At 35.2% G+C, this 19,822-nt stretch carries 16 protein-coding genes and 1 rRNA gene; 9 read left to right on the forward strand and 8 right to left on the reverse strand.

What is annotated here, in order from left to right; genetic code table 11:
• A 5S ribosomal RNA gene (gene rrf, locus CLV73_RS17855) occupies positions 1–90 on the forward strand; the annotation flags it as partial.
• 377 nt (positions 91–467) lie between these two features.
• On the opposite strand, the gene CLV73_RS17860 is transcribed toward rrf, so the two are convergent.
• Positions 468–1,115 (reverse strand): hypothetical protein, encoded by a 648-nt coding sequence (locus tag CLV73_RS17860; protein WP_100378252.1) that lies wholly within the window; start codon positions 1,113–1,115, stop codon positions 468–470.
• Between the two features lie 18 nt (positions 1,116–1,133).
• Complete coding sequence (locus CLV73_RS17865) at positions 1,134–2,762, reverse strand: acyl-CoA carboxylase subunit beta (RefSeq protein ID WP_100378253.1); 1,629 nt, start codon at positions 2,760–2,762, stop codon at positions 1,134–1,136.
• Between the two features lie 345 nt (positions 2,763–3,107).
• Between CLV73_RS17865 and CLV73_RS17870 the strand changes: the two genes are divergently transcribed.
• From CLV73_RS17870 to CLV73_RS17880, 3 genes are read left to right on the forward strand one after another with little or no spacing between them, the layout of a single operon-like run.
• Positions 3,108–3,986, forward strand: a complete 879-nt coding sequence (locus CLV73_RS17870) for a DMT family transporter (RefSeq protein WP_100378254.1) — start codon at positions 3,108–3,110, stop codon at positions 3,984–3,986.
• Positions 3,987–4,000: 14 nt separating this feature from the next.
• Positions 4,001–5,083, forward strand: a complete 1,083-nt coding sequence (locus CLV73_RS17875) for a putative type IX sorting system protein PorV2 (RefSeq protein WP_100378255.1) — start codon at positions 4,001–4,003, stop codon at positions 5,081–5,083.
• Between the two features lie 11 nt (positions 5,084–5,094).
• Entirely contained in the window at positions 5,095–5,841 is a 747-nt protein-coding gene (locus CLV73_RS17880; protein WP_100378405.1) for a hypothetical protein, read from the forward strand.
• A 68-nt stretch (positions 5,842–5,909) separates the two neighbouring features.
• Here CLV73_RS17880 and CLV73_RS17885 read toward each other — a convergent pair whose 3' ends face one another.
• From CLV73_RS17885 to CLV73_RS17895, 3 genes are all read right to left on the reverse strand, one after another.
• Positions 5,910–6,692: a T9SS type A sorting domain-containing protein gene (locus tag CLV73_RS17885; RefSeq protein WP_100378256.1), complete on the reverse strand. Its 783-nt coding sequence runs from the start codon at positions 6,690–6,692 to the stop codon at positions 5,910–5,912.
• Positions 6,693–6,795: 103 nt separating this feature from the next.
• Positions 6,796–8,586, reverse strand: a complete 1,791-nt coding sequence (uvrC, locus tag CLV73_RS17890; protein WP_100378257.1) for an excinuclease ABC subunit UvrC — start codon at positions 8,584–8,586, stop codon at positions 6,796–6,798.
• A 79-nt stretch (positions 8,587–8,665) separates the two neighbouring features.
• Complete coding sequence (locus CLV73_RS17895) at positions 8,666–9,427, reverse strand: hypothetical protein (RefSeq protein ID WP_100378258.1); 762 nt, start codon at positions 9,425–9,427, stop codon at positions 8,666–8,668.
• 134 nt (positions 9,428–9,561) lie between these two features.
• Here CLV73_RS17895 and hutH point away from each other — a divergent pair, with 134 nt between their 5' ends.
• The 3 genes from hutH to CLV73_RS17910 all read left to right on the forward strand — a co-directional run bounded on the left by hutH (position 9,562) and on the right by CLV73_RS17910 (position 13,308).
• Entirely contained in the window at positions 9,562–11,049 is a 1,488-nt protein-coding gene (gene hutH / locus CLV73_RS17900; protein WP_100378259.1) for a histidine ammonia-lyase, read from the forward strand.
• Between the two features lie 200 nt (positions 11,050–11,249).
• Complete coding sequence (locus CLV73_RS17905) at positions 11,250–11,696, forward strand: GNAT family N-acetyltransferase (RefSeq protein ID WP_100378260.1); 447 nt, start codon at positions 11,250–11,252, stop codon at positions 11,694–11,696.
• A 115-nt stretch (positions 11,697–11,811) separates the two neighbouring features.
• On the forward strand, positions 11,812–13,308 hold the full coding sequence (locus CLV73_RS17910; RefSeq protein ID WP_100378261.1) for a S8 family peptidase: 1,497 nt from the start codon (positions 11,812–11,814) through the stop codon (positions 13,306–13,308).
• Positions 13,309–13,351: 43 nt separating this feature from the next.
• Here the strand turns inward: CLV73_RS17910 and CLV73_RS17915 are convergent, their stop codons facing one another.
• The 3 genes from CLV73_RS17915 to CLV73_RS17925 form a co-directional block, all read right to left on the reverse strand.
• Complete coding sequence (locus CLV73_RS17915) at positions 13,352–14,524, reverse strand: carboxypeptidase-like regulatory domain-containing protein (protein ID WP_100378262.1); 1,173 nt, start codon at positions 14,522–14,524, stop codon at positions 13,352–13,354.
• A 54-nt stretch (positions 14,525–14,578) separates the two neighbouring features.
• A complete protein-coding gene (ygiD, locus tag CLV73_RS17920) occupies positions 14,579–15,406 on the reverse strand; it encodes a 4,5-DOPA-extradiol-dioxygenase (RefSeq protein ID WP_100378263.1) in 828 nt (275 codons plus the stop codon).
• Between the two features lie 80 nt (positions 15,407–15,486).
• The gene (locus CLV73_RS17925; protein WP_100378264.1) at positions 15,487–15,999 is read right to left on the reverse strand and encodes a YceI family protein; all 513 of its coding nucleotides are present in this window, start codon (positions 15,997–15,999) and stop codon (positions 15,487–15,489) included.
• Positions 16,000–16,412: 413 nt separating this feature from the next.
• Here CLV73_RS17925 and CLV73_RS17930 point away from each other — a divergent pair, with 413 nt between their 5' ends.
• Positions 16,413–18,554 (forward strand): S9 family peptidase, encoded by a 2,142-nt coding sequence (locus CLV73_RS17930; protein ID WP_100378265.1) that lies wholly within the window; start codon positions 16,413–16,415, stop codon positions 18,552–18,554.
• A gap of 222 nt (positions 18,555–18,776) precedes the next feature.
• Entirely contained in the window at positions 18,777–19,802 is a 1,026-nt protein-coding gene (locus CLV73_RS17935; protein WP_100378266.1) for an LLM class flavin-dependent oxidoreductase, read from the forward strand.
• Positions 19,803–19,822 lie beyond the last annotated feature (20 nt).

A 19,822-nucleotide genomic window follows, 5' to 3' on the forward strand; every position in this document is an offset into this window, starting at 1 on the left:
GGGCTCACCTGTTCCCATTCCGAACACAGAAGTTAAGCCCACCAGCGCCGATGGTACTGCGACAAGCGGGAGAGTAGGTCGCCGCCAGTTTTTTTAAAGTCTCATTCAATTACATGAATGAGACTTTTTTGTTTTATATACATAAACAACCATTATTAATATTAATCTCATTCAATCAATGATAACCTAAGTCTCAATGGAGTAGGGTGATCTAGCCCCGATTGAACGGCATGTTTGAGCTCTTTTTATTGAGATGGGAGAAGGCTAGGCGTAAAAAAGCGAGTAGTGAAAGCGGGAAACAGCTACTAATAAAAGGTTCTTTGTAGGAATTCTGGCCGTTATATGATCAAATATAGCTACAAAGCGTTTATTTGTTATTGAAGGTTATATCATTATGAATAGCTTATAAATAAAAAACCGAAGAATTTTCTTCGGTTTTTTTACTATTCAAACAAATAATTTTATCTTTAAAAATGTTCCCAAAAAATTGGTTCATATGACCTAGAAAGATCTTTTATACAATTTTTAGAGAAGATCTGAAGTTTTACTATGCTTATGCTTTTTTCTTTACTATAGGGGAACTGCGGAGTCTTATCTGTAGACTTCATAATACTTCCGTCAGAATAATTTACTGTCCAAGCATATTTATATTCATTGTTGGAAACATTTGGGAAGAAGTTTACGATTCCGTCACCAAATTTACCCTGTTTGAAGTCTGTAACCTCAATATCACAATTTTTGCTGATATTGGTATTTTGTTTTACGTCAGCTGATGTTCCATTTATTGCATTCTCATAATTCTTACCACTCAATATTTCGATTGTTTTACTGCACTGGATCATTCCTTGTGAAGTAAGTACGGATATAGATATTAACTGACGTCCTTCTTCATTAGCTTTTAGTTTAATGCTACTAAGTTTGTTATCACCTATTACTGTGGCACTTTTGCCATAATTAGACCACAAGTGACAATCTCTGCACTGTCCTATATCGGGAGATATACTGTAGGTTTCTTCATCCTGTACTTTAAGTACTGTTTTTCCAGTTATAGTACATTGTGCGAATGATAAACCGGAAATGAAGAACGCCAATAAAATTAGTAGTTGTGATTTCATGATTATTGTTTTATAAAATTATACCTGAATAACTCCCAAATTAAATTTTTCAGTAATAGGAGCATTGTTAGCGGCTTCAATTCCCATAGAAATCCATTTTCTAGTATCTGTTGGGTTAATAATGGCATCCGTCCAAAGTCTGGCTGCAGCATAAGTTGCTTCAGTTTGTTTCTGATATCTTTTTGAGATAGTATCCAAAATTTCGTTATGCTCTTCTTCAGAAATTTCTTTTCCTTGCTTTTTTAAGGTTGATTCTTGGATTTGCGCTAAAACTTTTGCGGCTTGAGCTCCACCCATTACCGCTAGATCTGCCCATGGCCAAGCTACGATTAATCTCGGATCATAAGCTTTACCGCACATTGCATAATTTCCTGCTCCATAAGAGTTCCCTGTAATAATAGTAAACTTAGGAACAACCGAGTTGGAAACAGCATTTACCATTTTTGCTCCGTCTTTAATGATACCTCCGTGTTCAGACTTAGAACCTACCATGAAGCCGGTAACATCCTGTAAGAATACTAAAGGAATTTTTCTTTGGTTACAGTTTGCAATGAATCTTGTTGCTTTATCGGCAGAATCAGAGTAGATTACTCCTCCGAACTGCATTTCTCCCTTACCGCTTTTAACCAGCTTTCTCTGATTAGCAACAATACCTACAGACCAACCGTCAATTCTTGCAGTAGCACAAACAATACTTTTTCCATAATCAGCCTTGTATTCTTCATATTCGGAGTTGTCTACTATGCATTTAATGATTTCGTAAGTATCATATTGCTCAGCCCTGGAAACAGGCATAATCCCGAAAATATTATCTGGATTTTCTTTTGGCGGAAAGCTTTCAATTCTATCAAAGCCTGCTTTTTCATTACTTCCGATAGACTTCATAATATTTTTGATTCTATCCAAAGCATCTTTATCATCTTTTGCCTTATAATCAGTAACCCCGGAAATAGAGCAGTGTGTAGTTGCTCCACCTAAAGTTTCATTGTCAATACTTTCACCAATTGCAGCTTTTACAAGATAACTTCCTGCGAGGAAGATGGATCCTGTTTTATCTACAATCATGGCTTCATCACTCATGATTGGTAAATATGCACCACCTGCAACACAGCTTCCCATCACTGCAGAGATCTGGATAATTCCCATAGAACTCATTTTGGCGTTGTTTCTGAAAATTCTTCCAAAATGTTCTTTATCAGGGAAGATTTCATCCTGCATCGGTAAATATACACCAGCAGAATCCACTAAATAAATGATTGGCAGCTTGTTTTCCATGGCGATTTCCTGTGCTCTAAGGTTTTTCTTTCCTGTGATCGGAAACCAGGCTCCGGCTTTTACAGAGGCATCATTAGCAACAACAATACACTGTCTTCCGGAAACATATCCTATTACCACGACAACACCACCACTAGGACATCCTCCATGCTCTTCATACATTTCGAATCCTGCAAATGCTCCAATTTCTATTGAATCTGAATTTTTATCAAGAAGATATTCAATTCTTTCTCTTGCGGTCATTTTTCCTTCGTCACGAAGTTTTTGAAGTCTTTTTTCACCGCCTCCTTTTTTTATTTCGGCAAGTAAACGATTGATTTCTGATAATTTTAATCTGTTTTGATCTTCTCTTTTGTTGAATTCAAGGTCCATAAAAATAAATTCATTTTATATAGTGCTAAAGATACTATTTTTAAAAGGAATTTAAACTGAATTAAAACAAGTGTTTAAAATATTGGTTTTCAGAAAATTGTGAAACTTTTAACACGAAAATATTTTTATATTATTAAGATTTTTTTTAACTTTACACTAGAGTATTGGAGGTATATTCTCTATAAAATACTCTAAGTTCCTAGTTTATTTTTTTAATAGTTTATTATTTGAAAGCCCTGAAAGTTGAACAAATTTTCAGGGTTTTTTTGTAAAAAATGAATAAATCTGCCCAATATGTTAAAGCGATTTGTAAATTTGCCTATTAAAATTAAAAAGAGGTAGGGTATGCATAAGTTGGCACTGTTCAGATTGCATTTAATTGTTTTTTTATGGGGATTTACGGCAATTTTGGGAAAACTTATTCATGCAAATGCACAGATTCTGGTTTTTTACAGAATGCTGTTCGCAGCTGTTGTTCTGTATGCCTTTATCAGGATTTATAAGAAAGAAAGTATAAAGGTTTCTAAGAAAATATTTTTTCAGCTGGCTGCAATTGGTTTTGCGATGGCGCTTCATTGGTATTGTTTTTTTTATTCGATTAAAGTGTCGAATGTTTCAATAGCTTTGAGCTGCCTTTCACTGTCGACATTATTTGCTTCCATTTTGGAGCCGATTATTTTTAAAAGAAAGATAGATGTTTCGGAAGTGATAATGGGATTGGTAATTGTGGCCTGTATATTATTAATATTTAAAACCGAATTCCAATATAAAGAAGGGATTTTTTACGGAATATTATGTGCCATATTCGGAACGATATTTTCGGTTTTTAATGGAAAAATGTTTGGGAAAACGAGTTCAGGAAATATCATTTTTTATGAAATTTTTTGCGGATGGTTTATGCTGATGGTGATTTATTTGTTCTCGGGGCAATTTTTTCACATGGATGAAATAAGTTACAGAGATATTGCGTTAATATGTTTGTTGGCGAGTGTTTTTACTGCTTTTCCCATGCTAGAATCTGTAAAACTGATGAAGTATATTTCACCTTTTACTTTAATTTTAACAGTTAATTTAGAACCGGTCTACGGAATTATATTAGCTTTTTTTATCTTTGGAGAATCGGAGCATATGAGTCCTATTTTTTATATCGCTTCATTTGTAATGATATTGGCAATTATTATTAATGGTTTAATAAAAGCAAAAAAACAAAAACAACTTAATTAAGCATCACCTGAAATATGATGAAAAAATACCTTTTAATACTATTTTCCTTCGCTTTTGGACTTTCCCAGTCTCAGATTATCAGAAAATATTCCAACGAATTTTTAAATATTGGAGCAGGAGCGAGAGGATTGGCAATGGGAGGAGCGGTAATCTCCAATCAGGATGATGTATATTCCCCGATGTGGAACCCGGCAGGTCTTTTATCTATTCAAAGAGACTGGCAGGGAGCTGCCATGCACGCAGAATATTTTGAATCTATTGCCAAATATGACTACTTAGCCTACGCAAAAGTATTAGAAGAAGGTGTTTTTGGAGTTTCTGTTGTAAGATTAGGGGTTGATAATATCTTGAATACTACTCAGATGATCGATTCCGAAGGGAATATTGATTACGATAAAATTACCAAATTCTCTCAGTCTGATTATGCAGCATTGCTTTCCTATGCTTTTCATCCGGCTGGAAATCCAAAGTTAGATGTAGGGGTGAATGCTAAAATCGTTTATCGTAATGTTGGAAAATTTGCTAATGGCTATGGTTTCGGTTTTGATGTTGGAGCCATTTATAAGGCAGATAATGGATGGAAGTTTGGAGGAATGCTCCGTGATGCAACCACAACGGTTAACTTCTGGAGCATCAATCAAAAAGAATTATCAACCGTTGTGAACGGTGAAGAATTCAACCCGGCTCCTACTGATAAAATGGAGCTTACCATGCCTAAATTGAATGTAGGAGCGAGCAAATTATTTGAAATTAATAGTAGTGTTTACGTTTTGCCTGAAGCAGGTATTAATGTCGACTTTGCGAAAACAGCAGCTCTTATTTCTTCTGATATTGCAAGTATTACTCCTTATGCAGGAGCTGAGTTAGGATACCAGAAAATGATCTTTGTAAGACTAGGTGTAAATAGATTTCAATCCATTACAGATATCGAAGACTTGAAAAGAAAAGTTTCCTTTCAGCCAAGTGCGGGGATAGGCATCAGATACAGAGGTCTTACACTGGATTATGCCATCAGTAATTCAGGAATTGGAGGATCCAATTTCTACTCCAATTTCTTCTCGTTGAAATTGGATATGGGAGAATTTAGAAATGATTAAAATTTATGAAAATGAAAAAAGCAGCAATATTCATCCTTGCCTTTACTTCTTTAACAGCTTTTGCACAAAAAGTTTCTGATTATAAATATGTGACACTTCCTGCTAAATTTGATACTTTTAAAGAAGATTTCGGCTTAGGAGAATTGTTAACAAAAACATTACGAAGTAAAAATTATACTGTTATTCCTGCAGATAAATTACAATGGCCGTCTGAAGCAAAAGATAATCCTTGTAATGTATTATTGGCAGATATTGTTAATGACAGTGGCTTTTTGAGGAATAAGGTCTTAGTAAAGTTTAAAGATTGTAACGATAAAGAAATACAATCTATTAAAGGTGCTTCTAGTATTAAAGAATATAAAGAAGGATATCAGGATGCCTTGAAACAGACTTTTGTGTCGATTTCTCCTGCAAATCCGACAAATCAAACGATGGTTCAAACTAAAATTCAGGAAACAACAGTATCATCTACTCCTCAGTCTGTCAATACCCCTTCATCAGATAATCTTGCTGTTAGATTCAGCAATGGTAAAATGGATCTGCAGAAAATTCAAATGGATGGTTCCCAATTTATCTTGGTGAGCCCAAACAGCTCATCTCCTTTTGCAACTTTTAAGACTACAAGTAAAAATGATGTTTTCAGAGTAAAACTACAAAACGGGGGATCTACATTGGGGTATTTTGAAAATGGAAATATTGTCATTGAAGTTCCGCAATCTAACGGTGAATACTCAAAAGAAGTATTTTCAAAAAAATAACTTAAAGAATTTAATGATAAAATAAAAGCTCTCAATTTTGAGAGCTTTTTTATGATATAAAATCAAAATTATTTTTTAATAAACTTGATTTTTTGATCGGCTTTATGATCATTCACTTTTGCAAAATAGGTTCCTGGAGCAAGATCAGAAAGCTTAACTGAAACAGTTTCACTTTTTGCAGAAACAGTTTTAAGAAGTTTTCCATTCATGTCATAGATTTCAACTGACTCAATTATATTTTTACCTTCTATAGTTAAGAGATCAGAGACAGGATTGGGATAGATTTTTGAAGAAATTTTTGTTACTTCAGAAGTAGCTAATGTTCCTATATTTGCCGTGTAATCTGTCCAGGTTCCATAGTTATAGGCTCCACAAGGAGAATCTGCAGGGGTACCATTTGCTGAATTGGCTAAACGGTTCCATACCCTCATTCTGTAATTCCCTGAAGCCACAGAGGTTGGAATGGTAAAGTTTCCTGAATAAGTTTGTGTATCACTGGCAATATAACCAGGTAAAAATAATGTTTCTCCGGCATCATCAAAATCTCCGTCTTTATTGAAGTCTATAGCCATTCCACAAGCAATCCATCCCACAGTAGTTATATTAATGCCATAAGAAGTTCCTGTACTCAGGTTTACCGTTACAGAAGTACGGTCTCTTCCAGATGTACAGGTTCCAGAGGCAAACGTATTATCGAAACTGGCAGAAGGAATGGTTACCTGAGTAATTCTCCAGTTTGTGCATCCACTGGAATAGCTAGGGTTACAATAGGTTTGTGCGCTAAAAAGATTGGTTAGTGTAAACGTAATAATTGCAGCAAATAGTTTTGCTAAAAAATAGTTTTTTTTCATAATGATAATATTTAATAATTAAATGTTTAAGCTAAATTATGAAAAAAACACTAATAATTGAATTTTTAAATTAAATAGTTATGATTTTAAGTTTTTTATTGGTTTATTTATTGAGAAAATCGTGAATGACTTTCGCTTTAACTTTTCCGACGATCTCCTCCAAAGTTTCCAGATTGGATTCTTTTATGCGTTTTACAGATTTCAGTTTTGAAAGTAATAATTCAATCGTTTTTTCTCCCACACCCGGAATTTCTTCCAGTTCAGATTTTATGGTAGAGTTTTTTCTTCTGGTTCTGTGATGTTTTACGCCGAAACGGTGAGCTTCATCTCTTACTCTTTGCAGAATTTTTAATGTTTCCGATTTTTTATCAAGATACAAAGGAATAGGATCTTCAGGAAAGAAAATCTCTTCCAGTCTTTTTGCGATTCCGACGATGGTAATTTTACCATATAATCCCAGTAAACGTAAACTTTTTACAGCAGAAGATAACTGTCCCTTTCCTCCATCAATCAAAATCAATTGAGGTAAGCTTTCTCCCTCATCTAGCATTCTTTTATAGCGGCGATAAATTACTTCTTCCATAGTGGCAAAGTCATTTGGACCCTCCACTGTTTTGGGATGGAAAATTCTATAGTCGGCTTTACTTGGTTTTCCGTCTTTAAATACGACACAGGCAGAAACAGGATTTGTACCTTGTATGTTTGAATTATCAAAACCTTCAATATGTCTTGGCTCAACAGGCATCCTCAATAACTTCTGCATTTCTGCCATTATTCTGTTGGTGTGCCTTTCCGGATCAACGATCTGAACCTGCTTTAATTTTTCTAAACGGTATTCCTTCGCATTTTTTTCGGATAATTCTACGATACGTTTTTTATCCCCAACTTTTGGAACGATCAGTTTTACATTCGGAATTTCTACAGATAAATGGAAGGGTAGAAGAACTTCTTTTGAATCCGAACTAAACTTTTGCCTGATTTCAATTAAAGCTTCTTCCATAATATCCTCATCGGATTCTTCAAGGATTTTTTTAATTTCAGTGGTGAAACTCTGAATGATATTTCCGTTTCTGATCTTAAAGAAATTTACATAAGCAGCCGTCTCATCACTCGTCATTCCAAATACATCCACATCATCAATATTCGGATTGACAACTGTATTTTTAGCCTGATAATCTTCAAGTATATCAAGTCTTTCCTTTATGAGCTGTGCCTGTTCAAACTGCAGATTTTCTGCATGTTTCATCATCTGGTTAATCAGATATTCTTTTGCTTTTCGGAAATCACCTTTTATAATTCCTCGAATAGCATCAATTTTTTCATCATAATCTTCTTTGCTTTCAAGTCCTTCACAAGGTCCTTCACAATTTTTGATATGATATTCTAAACAGACTTTATATTTTCCATCATCAATTTTATTAGGTGCAAGATTAAGATTACACGTTCTGAGTTTATAAATATGCTTAATAGTATCCAACAAGATTTTAGCGGGACGTACTTTCGCGTAAGGGCCGTAATATTCAGATCCGTCTTTGATAACGTTTCTTGTCAGGAATATTCTCGGAAAATCTTCATTTTTGATACAAATCCACGGATAAGTCTTGTCATCTTTCAACATCACATTGTAAAACGGTTGATGTTCTTTGATCAGGTTGTTTTCTAATAATAGAGCATCATACTCACTGTTTACAATGGTAGTTTCCAATCGCTGGATCTTTCCGACCATAATTTTGATCCGGTATCCAGAAAGATTTTTGTTGAAATAAGAAAGAACCCTTTTCTTTAAATTTTTTGCCTTACCCACGTATAAAAGCTGGTCGTTTTTGTCATAATAACGATAAACACCGGGTTCGGAAGGTAAAGTTTTAAGCTGCAGTTCTAAGGAAGGATTCATATAACAAAATTACGGAATTTAAAGCCACAAAAAAAGCTGTAGAATTCTACAGCTTTATAATATATGTTAATATTAAATTTTATCCGTTACTCATTTCGGTGTATTGATAAACCAAGAAGCTGAAATAATCCCATTCTACAGAGTTTTTAGGATATTTTTTCATGAATTCTGCATTGTCTCCGAAAAGAAAATCGTAATTGTCTTCAAAATCATCTTTGTGAAGCCACATTACTTTATCACCTTTCTTTACGTAATAAGACTTGATAACACCACCACCTAGTTGAGGAGAGCCCATCACGGAAAATCCTGTAGTTTCCTTAGCTCTCGGATCATGATAAACAGAGATAATATCATCAAATTCAGGATTGATAACCTGCATTAAAAATTCTTTATCATCTTTTTTATTTTTTAAGGAAACTGTTTGATTTACAAAATGGATACGGTCATTCGTTGTTGTATTTTTCAATTTCTTAGTCTGATAATTTCTGATATTTCCCATATATTTGGCAACTTTCATAAATTTTTCAGCTCCGTTTGGAAATACATACATTTCACTTATATTATCGGCTAGAAGAACAGTCGTTTTTTTCGTAATACTATCTTTAAGAGTTACTTCGAAAATCTGTCCTTTTTTAGTGTCGATTTTACCACAAAAACCTTTTACTGTTGTACCATCTTTTAAGGTAACTGTTGATGTTTTTTTAGGAGATGGAGAATTAAACCCTTCATTAAAAAGGTATTGTTCCATCTTTTTGATTTCTTCTTTGGAGTATTTTACTTTCTGAGCGAAAGAAACAGTGCTTACAAGAAACAATGCAAGCAGCATGGTTTTAAATTTCATAGTGTTATTAATTTTTTTTATTTAAGGCGATAAAAATAACAATTTAATTGATTTGTTCTGAGAAAAATATAACGTTGAAAAATTAGTTTTTCCAATTATTGTTAAATGTGTAATTTTAAGACAAAATTTTGAGAATGATATACGGTGTAGATATTTTCAGTTTCCATGATGTGTTGGAAATCTGTAAAGCTCCAAATAAAGCTAAACTGAACAAAGCTGCAAAAGAACAAATCCTAAAATCGCAGAAGAATGTTCAGAAAATTGTAGACTCAGATCGTTGTGTTTACGGAATTAATACAGGATTTGGTCCTCTTTGTGATACGAAAATTTCTGCAGATGAAACTGCACAATTACAATATAATCTGATCATCTCTCACGCAGTAGGAGTGGGAAAACCAATTGATAAAGAACTTTCAAAAATTATGATGATTGCTAAGGTTCACGCATTGTCAAAAGGATTTTCGGGAGTTTCTTTAGAAGTGATCGAGAGAATGATTCTAATGTTAGAAAAAGACATTATTCCGGTTGTTCCTGAGCAAGGTTCTGTTGGAGCTTCAGGAGATTTAGCGCCTTTGTCGCATCTTGTTTTACCACTATTAGGTCTTGGGAAAGTTTGGGTAGGAAATGAAATCTTTGAAACAGCGGAAGTTTTAGAAAAAAATGATCTTCAACCATTGGTTTTAGGGCCAAAAGAAGGATTGGGATTAATCAACGGAACTCAGTTTATTCTTGCTCATGCAATTAAAGGATTGGAAAAATTTGAATACTTATTAGATCTTGCTGATATGACGGCTGCAATGAGCCTTGAAGCATACAGAGGTTCTGCAAGTCCGTTTAAAAAGGAGCTTCATGAAATCAGACCGTTTGAAGGAAGTAAAAAAGTAGCTGCAAGAATGCTGAAATTCCTGAAAGGTTCAGAAAACCTGAAAGCACACGAAGACTGTGAAAGAGTTCAGGATCCGTATTCAATGAGATGCGTTCCGCAGGTCCACGGAGCGAGCAGAAATGCTTTTGAACATTTAAAGATGATGGCTGAAACGGAATTAAATTCTGTAACAGATAATCCGATCGTTTTAAGTGCTGAAGAGTCTATTTCAGGAGGAAACTTCCATGGTCAGCTGATGGCTCTGCCTTTGGATTATGCAACATTGGCAGCTGCTGAATTAGGAAATATTTCCGACAGAAGAAGCTATTTATTACTGGAAGGAAAATATGGTTTACCAAGATTATTAACGGAAAGCTCCGGTTTAAATTCAGGATTTATGATCCCTCAATATACTTCTGCAGCGTTAGTGACAGAAAATAAAACGTTGTGTTTCCCGGCTTCGGCAGATTCAATCCCAACAAGTTTAGGTCAGGAAGATCACGTTTCGATGGGAAGTATTTCCGGGAGAAAATTCAATCAGGTTTTAGGCAATTTAGTTAATATTCTGGCTGTTGAATTAATGTTTGCAGCACAAGGATTAGAATTCAGAAGACCTTCAAAATGCTCAAAAATCATCGAAGAAAATTATGCAATCCTTCGTTCGAAAGTTGCTAAGCTTGAAGACGACCGATTAATCGGACAGGATATGTTAGCCATTGCAGAATTGATTAATGAAAGAAAATTTGTAGTTAATTAATTTTTTTGATTTAAATAAGATGAAGACTTCTAAAAATGGAGTCTTTTTTGTTCTATTTACCGCAGGTTTCACAGATGATTGCAAATATTTTTTTAATTTTAAAATATCACATTAAGATAAACATATCTGTGTAAATCTGTGAAATTCGTGGGGAAATAAAAATAGTAAAATCAGTAATTTAGCAAAGTAAGAACAACAAAATGGAAATTAAAAGAACAGATTCTTCCAATTCAGATTTTCAGCATTTAGTACAATTTTTAGATCAGGATTTAGCCATTCGTGACGGTGATGAACACGGGTTCTATCATCAGTTTAATTCGATTAACCAACTGAAAAACTGTGTTCTTCTCTATATAAATGAAAAGCCTGCAGGATGTGGAGCTTTTAAAAAATTTGAAGATGATACCGTAGAAATCAAAAGAATGTATGTATTGCCTGAACACAGAGGTAATGGCTATGCATCAAAAATTCTTAACGAACTCGAAATCTGGGCAAAAAGTGAAGGCTTCAAATTTGGTATTTTGGAAACAGGACTTAAACAACCGGAAGCAATTGCTCTATACAATAAAAATGGCTACAATCTTATTCCTAATTACGGACAATATGTTGGGGTTGAGAATAGTGTTTGCTATAAAAAGGAGCTGTAAATCATTAGGTTAATACTATTTTTAGCATAATAAAATTAATAGTAAATTAAACTTTAGATATTTTTAATTCAATGTAAAGTGATATCTTGGTTAGGCCAATCAAATATTATTTTATATGAAAAAAAATGTCTTTTATCTACTTCTATTGTTTTTTATTTTCACTGCCTGTAGCAGGGAAGATCTTCAAAACAATCCCGGAAACATTGAAGTGGCACAGAAAGATCCTCTGACAGCCAAACAAATCAATGAAAAAATTAATGAAACCATTAAAACGAAAGGAAGGTTTTCCTGGAATGAATCCTCTGATCATTTCGTGTGGAGTGCCATTTTTCAGGGGAATAAAATTGCTTCTATTGGATTCGGATCTTCTTTCGACAGAAGCTTGACGCCGGATAGTAAAGCGATTGAGGAAGAAATTTTAAAAGTAATTGAACGGTACGAAGGAAAAACAGAAAGAACTTTATTATCTTCAGATCAGTATCTCAATCAAATCGATGTTGTGATAGAAAAACAGGAAACGGTCATTGCGCTTAGGAAAATGAAAAATATCCGTTATCTGGAGCCTGCAGATTACCGTTATTTTGAAAATGAGCAAAAATTCGGAGCAACATCAAAATCGAGTAGCAGTTCATCAGGTTGCGGCTTTGAATCAACCACTTTAAGTACTTCAGATTACACCACTGTAACACCTAATGCAAAAGCGCCCTGGTCTTTCTCCAAACACAATATCATCAATGCATGGAGCTACAGTACGGGAGCTGGAATTACAATCGGCGTGATTGACAGCGGTGTTTCTCCTGAGCAGACTTTACTGGGAACCAGCTTCAATAACGGGCTTTCCTCAGGAAGAACGATCAGTAAAAATGGAGTCTATGTAGATTCAGTATGGCCGTGGAGTACAGGTTATGACGGTTCTGCGGATCAATGCGGTCATGGAACAAGTATGGCTTCGACGATGGCAGCTCCGAGAAATAATCTGGGACAGCCGGTTGGTGTTGCCTATAATGCCAATCTGGTAACCTATAGAGCGGCTTCTAATGTTGTACTGGATGGATATCATGAACAAAACGGAGTAAAGATTGCATTTACAGAGCTGGGAAATAATACCGGTGTTAAAATCATTTCAATGTCAATGGGACATATTTTCTCTGTGGGGAAAATCGAAGATGGAGTAAAATATGCGTATTCAAAAGGGAAACTGATTTTCTGTGCAGGAGGAACTTCCACAAGCTTTACGAATTTTGTAGGGGTAATTTTTCCGGCTTGGATGCCTGAAACCCAGGCAATCACCGGAGTAAAAGAAAATACTTCCAACCAAAAATGCGACGTGTGTCATTCGGGAGCTGAAATTGATTTTACTTATCAAATGGAAAGAGCTTCAGGAAACAGTATTCCGGTCCTGAGTTATTACAACGCACAAACCGATTATGTAGGAGGCTCTTCTGTAGCAACAGCTTCTACAGCTGGAATTGCAGCTTTGGTATGGGCTAAAAATCCGTCCTGGACCAGAGATCAGGTTCTGAATAAAATGAGACAGTCAGCCACGTATTATCCGACTCCGAATTCAGACTATGGATATGGAAATATTAATGTGTTACAAGCTGTCCAATAAATAATCTTAAACTAAAAAATCAGAAAGACGGAAATATTTCAGGTTAATCTCCCAGCTGATAATCTAAAGGAAGCATATTTTCAATTTTATTTTTTGTAAAGTCTCCTTCAGCAATTAGTAAATCAGGAGTTGAGATGTTTCCGTCTTTTGAAACTTCAAAAGTTTCGCCTTCAGGATGTAAGTAGGATGAAATAACAACAGGAATTGTTGTTTTTATAAACTGTTTTCCTTTCAGTTCATAGTAATACTTAGAATAATTCACCTGTAGCATATCCTTAAAACTGAAAAGAACATTTTTTCCATCTCTTTTCACGTAATCAGAATCCGGAATCATGGTTTTCGTGATGGCTAAAGCGTAAGGCTTTTGGCTGTTCTTTCTGTGTGAAATATCACTAATCTCCTCTGGAATTTTCAAAAGTGTTTTTGAAGTTCTAGCCATTTCCTTGAAATTTTTCAGGATGTTCAGTTCTTCTGAGGTAGGATATTTCGGATTGGGAATTTGTACAACATGGTTTACTATAAATTTATCTTCTGAAATTGTATTGTTATAAATACTTCTGAAAAAATGGAGCATACTTCCGTCATAGGCGTTCATCCTGTTGAGCTTTACTTTATTAGAATTTTTGGTTTCCTTAAAAAAGCTTGTTCCTGTATAGTTGACCATATTGGAATTAAAATCGGCAGAAAAGCTTATGAGGTTATATTCAATCTCGTAGCCTAAGTTTTTATTTTCAATAATTAAAGTTTTCGGAGCTTTTACCTTTAATATTTTATTCTTTTTATCGTAAGCGAATTTTAAAGATCTTTGATTTTTAATTTTCACGTTTTCCTGATCACTTCCGATAAAAGTATTAAGGAAATAACGGATATGATTCTTGTACGCTTCCTCGGTAAAAGGAATGATGGTCACTTCTTCAATGGTATTGGTTTTCAGGAGAAAAACTTTTAATTTTTTATTTAAAACTTCCGAAACAGGGGTTGCAAAAGTTTCATAATCTTCTTTCTGAAAAATAATATTCCCGATATTTTTTGAAGGCAAATTGAGGCTGAAGCTTCCGTCCTCTTTAGAAGTTGTTCCTATTTTTGTTCCATCAATATAAATGGAGACATTGGGAATTTTTTGTTCCGCATCGTTTACTACCGTTCCTTGTATCATTTGAGCAATTGAAAAGGAAAACGGAAGCAGAAATAAAAAAAGTAATACTGTTTTTTTCATGGCAAACAATATTACTAAATTTTTAGTGATAAAAAAATACTTAAAAATAAGTTGTTATCCGATTCTCACACTGGTCATACTTAGAGATCCTCCGATTAACTCATCATTAAATAAGGTTAAATTTTCTGCTTTATCCTTCAATCCTAATGTATAAATCAAAGGAAAATAGTGATCTGGGGTAGGAACTGCATATTGCAGTGAAGTTCCCTGCTTTTGATAATCAATAATACTTTGGAAATTTCCGTCCAAAAGCCAGTTGTTTGTTTTTTCACGGGCTTCAATTGCCCAATCCCAACCAGCTCCTACTGTATTGATATTTCTCCAGTCGATCAATCTAAGGTTGTGTACAATATTGCCGCTTCCGATGATCAGAATTCCTTTTTCGCGAAGTTTATTGAGCCTTTTTGCCAGATCAAAATGATATTGTGAAGGTTTTGTATAATCAATACTCATTTGAATCACCGGAATATCCGCATTAGGATACATATGCTTAATAACCGACCATGCGCCATGGTCCAATCCCCAATTATGGTCTTCTTCCACTACAACAGGAGCTAACAGTTCTGCTGTCTCTTTTGCCAGTTCAGGATCTCCCGGAGCGGGATATTGCACATCAAACAATGCCTGTGGAAAACCACCGAAATCATGAATCGTTCTTGGCATATCCATCGCAGTTACTTTCGTCCCATGCGTAAACCAGTGTGCGGAGATACATAAAATTGCATTCGGTTTCGGAATTTCAGTGGCTGCTTTTCTGAAACCTCGTACAAACTGATTTTCCTCAATGGCGTTCATCGGTGAGCCATGCCCGAGAAAAAGAACGGGCATTCTCTGGGTATTACCGAAGTTTTCGCTTATGCTTTGTAAATCGTTTAGGTTCATTTGTATTGATAATATAGAAAAACAAAAAAGGTTCAAGGTTTTAGAAAAATCCCCGAACCTTTTAAGATATTTGTTAAAAATTATGCCTGTTTTACGAACTGTAATTCACCTGCCAATTTTACCTCATCACTTACCATTACACCTCCAGCTTCAAGAGCTGCATTCCAGTTCAGTCCGAAATCTTTTCTGTTGATTTTTCCTTCGAAAGAAAATCCAGCTTTAGTATTTCCCCATGGATCTACATTGATTCCGTTGAAATCCACATCAAGGCTTACAGGTTTTGTAATCCCGTTGATGGTAAGGTTTCCTGTCACATTTCCGTTCAAAGCCTGAGAATCGAAAGTAATCGTAGGATTTGCTTCAGCATTGAAGAACTCTGCAGATTTTAAGTGATTGTCTCTGTCTGTATTGTGTGTAGAAATAGAGGCAGTCTGAATTGTTGCTGTTGTTTTAGCATTAGCAAAAGTATCATCATCAGCTTCGATTTCTGCATTGAAGTTGGTGAAGTTTCCTTTGATATTAGAAATCATCATGTGTTTTACTTTAAAAGTAATTTCACTATGCGCTGGGTCTAGGTTCCATTTTGTTGCCATTGTAATATTATTTTTTGTTGTTATTTATACTGCAAATTTATATCAAGAGACAGACACAAGTCATTGATATAGGATAAGAAATGATTTCTGTTTTATTTTTTAAATGGTATATATGTTATTGATGATAATAAAGATTTTGAATACTTGTCATTTCGACGATAGGAGAAATCCAAATTACGATCAATAGATTCTTCATTTCACTTCTGAACTGCGTTCGTAAACCTTCGGTTTATATTCAGAATGACATTACATAATCAATAAAAAGAGGACAATCATAGGTATGTTGAAAAGCCACTATTAAGGTAAGAAATAAATTTTTATCTGTGTGTCAATATGGTTTTACAATCTTTTATTTTAACGTTTCTTAACGTGTGGGTTTTATTTCTTATTTTTGGTGGATTCAATTTTTTACAATGAAATTACATAAGTTTTATTTATTGATGCTGGTTTTGGGGAGTTCAGCATTTGCGCAGACCCAAAAATTTACGATGGCGGAGGCTGTTAATGGTTTAAGAAGCAATCTTGCCGTGAAAAATATTTCTCAGTTTTCGTGGTCGAATGACGGGAAATCATACATTCAGGCAGTGAAAGGCGGATATCTGATCACAGACTTAAAAACAAGTAAACAGGATACACTGGTATCTTTATCTCAGTTAAATAAAAGTATTGCGAGTAATAAACTTAAAGCGATTCCGCAGATTAAATTTATAAATAATTCTAACGGATATTTTAATTCTGATGATCAGATGATCTGGGTTGAAAAATCAGGAAGTGACTGGAAAGTAAAGAATACTGTTGCCGTAGATAAAGAAGCTTCAAATATCAAAATCTTCGGAGATAACGAGACTTTTGCATTCACCGTAAAGAATAATTTATTTGTGAATAAAGACGGAAAAACAATTGCCGTAACGAATGACTCTAATGAAAATATTCTGAATGGTGCTTCCAATGTGCACAGAAATGAGTTCGGAATTGATACCGGAATTTTCCCTGCACCCAATTCTGAAAGTGTAGCATTCTATAGAATGGATCAGACAATGGTTGCAGATTACCCGATCATCGACTGGTCAGTAACTCCGGCTGTCAATCACAATATTAAATATCCGATGACGGGGCAAACTTCGCATCAGGTTACGTTAGGTGTTTTCAACATTAAAACTCAGTCAACCACATTCTTAAACATTGAAGGTGAAAAAGATCAGTATTTAACGGCGGTTACATGGAGCCCCGATTCAAAATATATTTTTGTGGCGGTACTGAACAGAGGGCAGAATCATATGAAAATGAATCAGTACGATGCGGCTACAGGAAATTTAGTAAAGACTTTATTTGAGGAAACCAGTGATAAATATGTTGAGCCACAACATCCATTGACTTTCTTCCCGAATTCCAATACGGATTTTATCTGGCAGAGCCAGAGAACAGGTTACAATCATTTATTTCATTATAGCTTAGAAAAAGGATTGATCGCTCAGATCACGAAAGGGGATTGGCTGGTAACAGACATTTTAGGATTTAATGAAAGTAAAAAGGAAATTTATTTCACTTCTACGAAAGAAACTCCTTTGGAAAAACATTTGTACAGAATTAACTGGACGAATTTCAAAATGCAGCGAATGGATAATGCGGAAGGAGTTCACGCAGGAATTTTAAGCAGCGACGGAAATTACTTATATGACTCTTACAGCAATGCAAATACGCCTAGAGTTGTTAATGTGATTAATACCAATACATTAAAATCAACAAATATTCTTACCGCTGAAAATACGTTAAAAAATTATCAGAGACCTGAGATCAAAAGTGTAAATTTCAAAGCTGATGACGGTACGATCTTATATGGCAAAATGATTCTTCCGACGGATTTTGATGCCAATAAAAAGTATCCGGCAATTGTTTATTTATACAACGGACCGCATTTGCAGCTAATTACCAATACATTCCCGGCTTCCGGAAACCTTTGGTATGAATATATGGCTCAAAACGGATATATTATCTTCACAATGGACGGAAGAGGTTCTGCCAACCGCGGCCTGAAATTCGAACAGGCGGTATTCAGAAATTTAGGAACAACGGAAATGAACGACCAGATGAAAGGAGTTGAATATTTACAGTCACTTCCTTATGTAGATTCCGAAAGAATGGGAATTCACGGATGGAGCTTCGGAGGATTCATGACGACAAGCTTTATGCTTCGTAAGCCGGATGTTTTCAAAGTAGGAGTTGCAGGAGGACCTGTAATCGACTGGAGCATGTACGAAATCATGTATGGGGAAAGATATATGGATACTCCACAGGAAAATCCGCAAGGCTATGCAACGGCCAATCTTTTGGATAAAGTTCAGAACTTAAAAGGAAAACTGTTAATGATCCACGGAGCACAGGATGATGTAGTAGTTTGGCAGCATTCGGTTAAATTCATCAAAGCTGCAGTAGACAACGGTGTTCAGCTGGATTATTTTGTATATCCGGGACATCCTCACAATGTAATCGGAAAAGACAGGGTACATTTGATGCAGAAGATCACAGATTATTTTGATCAGAATTTGAAGAAATAAAATATTTAAAATCCAGCCGATGAGGTTGGATTTTTTGTTTGAAAGAAGCTTTGTTATTCCGAGAGATAAGAAATTGTTGACTGGAAAAGATTCTTCATTCCACTTCTGAACTGCGCTTGTAAACCTTCGATTTATATTCAGAATGACACAGCACCGTTCTTATCAAAGATCAATGCATCTGAATTGTAAGAAACCTAATTTTGTATCACTAAAATCAACAATATGGAATTAGGAATAGGAATGTTCGGTGACCTGGCTTTTGATCAGACAACCGGAAAATATAAAGACGCAGGAGTAAAAATTCGCGAGATCCTTGAGCAGGTAAAATTCATGGATGAGGTAGGAATCGACGTTTTTGCAATGGGAGAGCATCACCGGCCCGATTATGCGGTGTCATCACCTGAAATTGTTTTGGCAGCAGCAGCAAGCATTACGAAAAATATAAAATTGGCAAGTGGTGTTACAGTTTTAAGTTCATCCGAGCCAGTGAAAGTATATGAGGATTTTTCGACATTAGATCTCATTTCTGACGGTCGTGCAGAGATATTTGTTGGAAGAGGAAGTTTTATAGAATCTTTCCCTTTATATGGTTATTCTCTGAACGATTATGAACAGCTTTTTGATGAGAAATTAGAGTTGTTATTAAAGATCAATTCGGAAGAAAATGTTTCCTGGTCCGGTAAGCTACGTGCACCGATGCAAAATCAAACCGTTTATCCGAGAGCAAAAAATGATGGAAAATTATCGATATGGAGAGCGGTTGGCGGAACTCCGCAATCGGTTTTAAGTGCTGCGCAGTTAGGAATGCCTTTAGTGGTGGCTATTATTGGTGGAATGCCGATTCAGTTTAGAAACTTAATTGAATTTTATAAGCAGGAATATAAAAAAGCAGGTCATGATGTAGATAAAATGCAGATTGCAATCCATTCGCATACTTTTGTAAATGATGACCAAAAAGTGGTGGATGGATATTTCCATAACTATAAATCTCAGATGGACAGAATCGGTGCTTCCAGAGGTTGGGCACCTTACACAAAAATGCAGTATGACGGAGGAAGAAGCAAAGACGGAGCTCTATTTATCGGAAGTGCGGCTGAAGTAGCTGATAAAATAGCCTACATGAAAGAAATCTTCGGAATTACAAGATTTATCGGTCACATGGATGTGGGAGATCCTTCACATGATATTATGATGAAATCTATCGAATTGTTTGGGAATGAAGTGAAACCGCTTATTAAAAACTTATAAAGAAAACCGCCGCGGGAATT

This window comes from Chryseobacterium geocarposphaerae (assembly GCF_002797535.1).
Lineage (GTDB): Bacteria > Bacteroidota > Bacteroidia > Flavobacteriales > Weeksellaceae > Chryseobacterium > Chryseobacterium geocarposphaerae.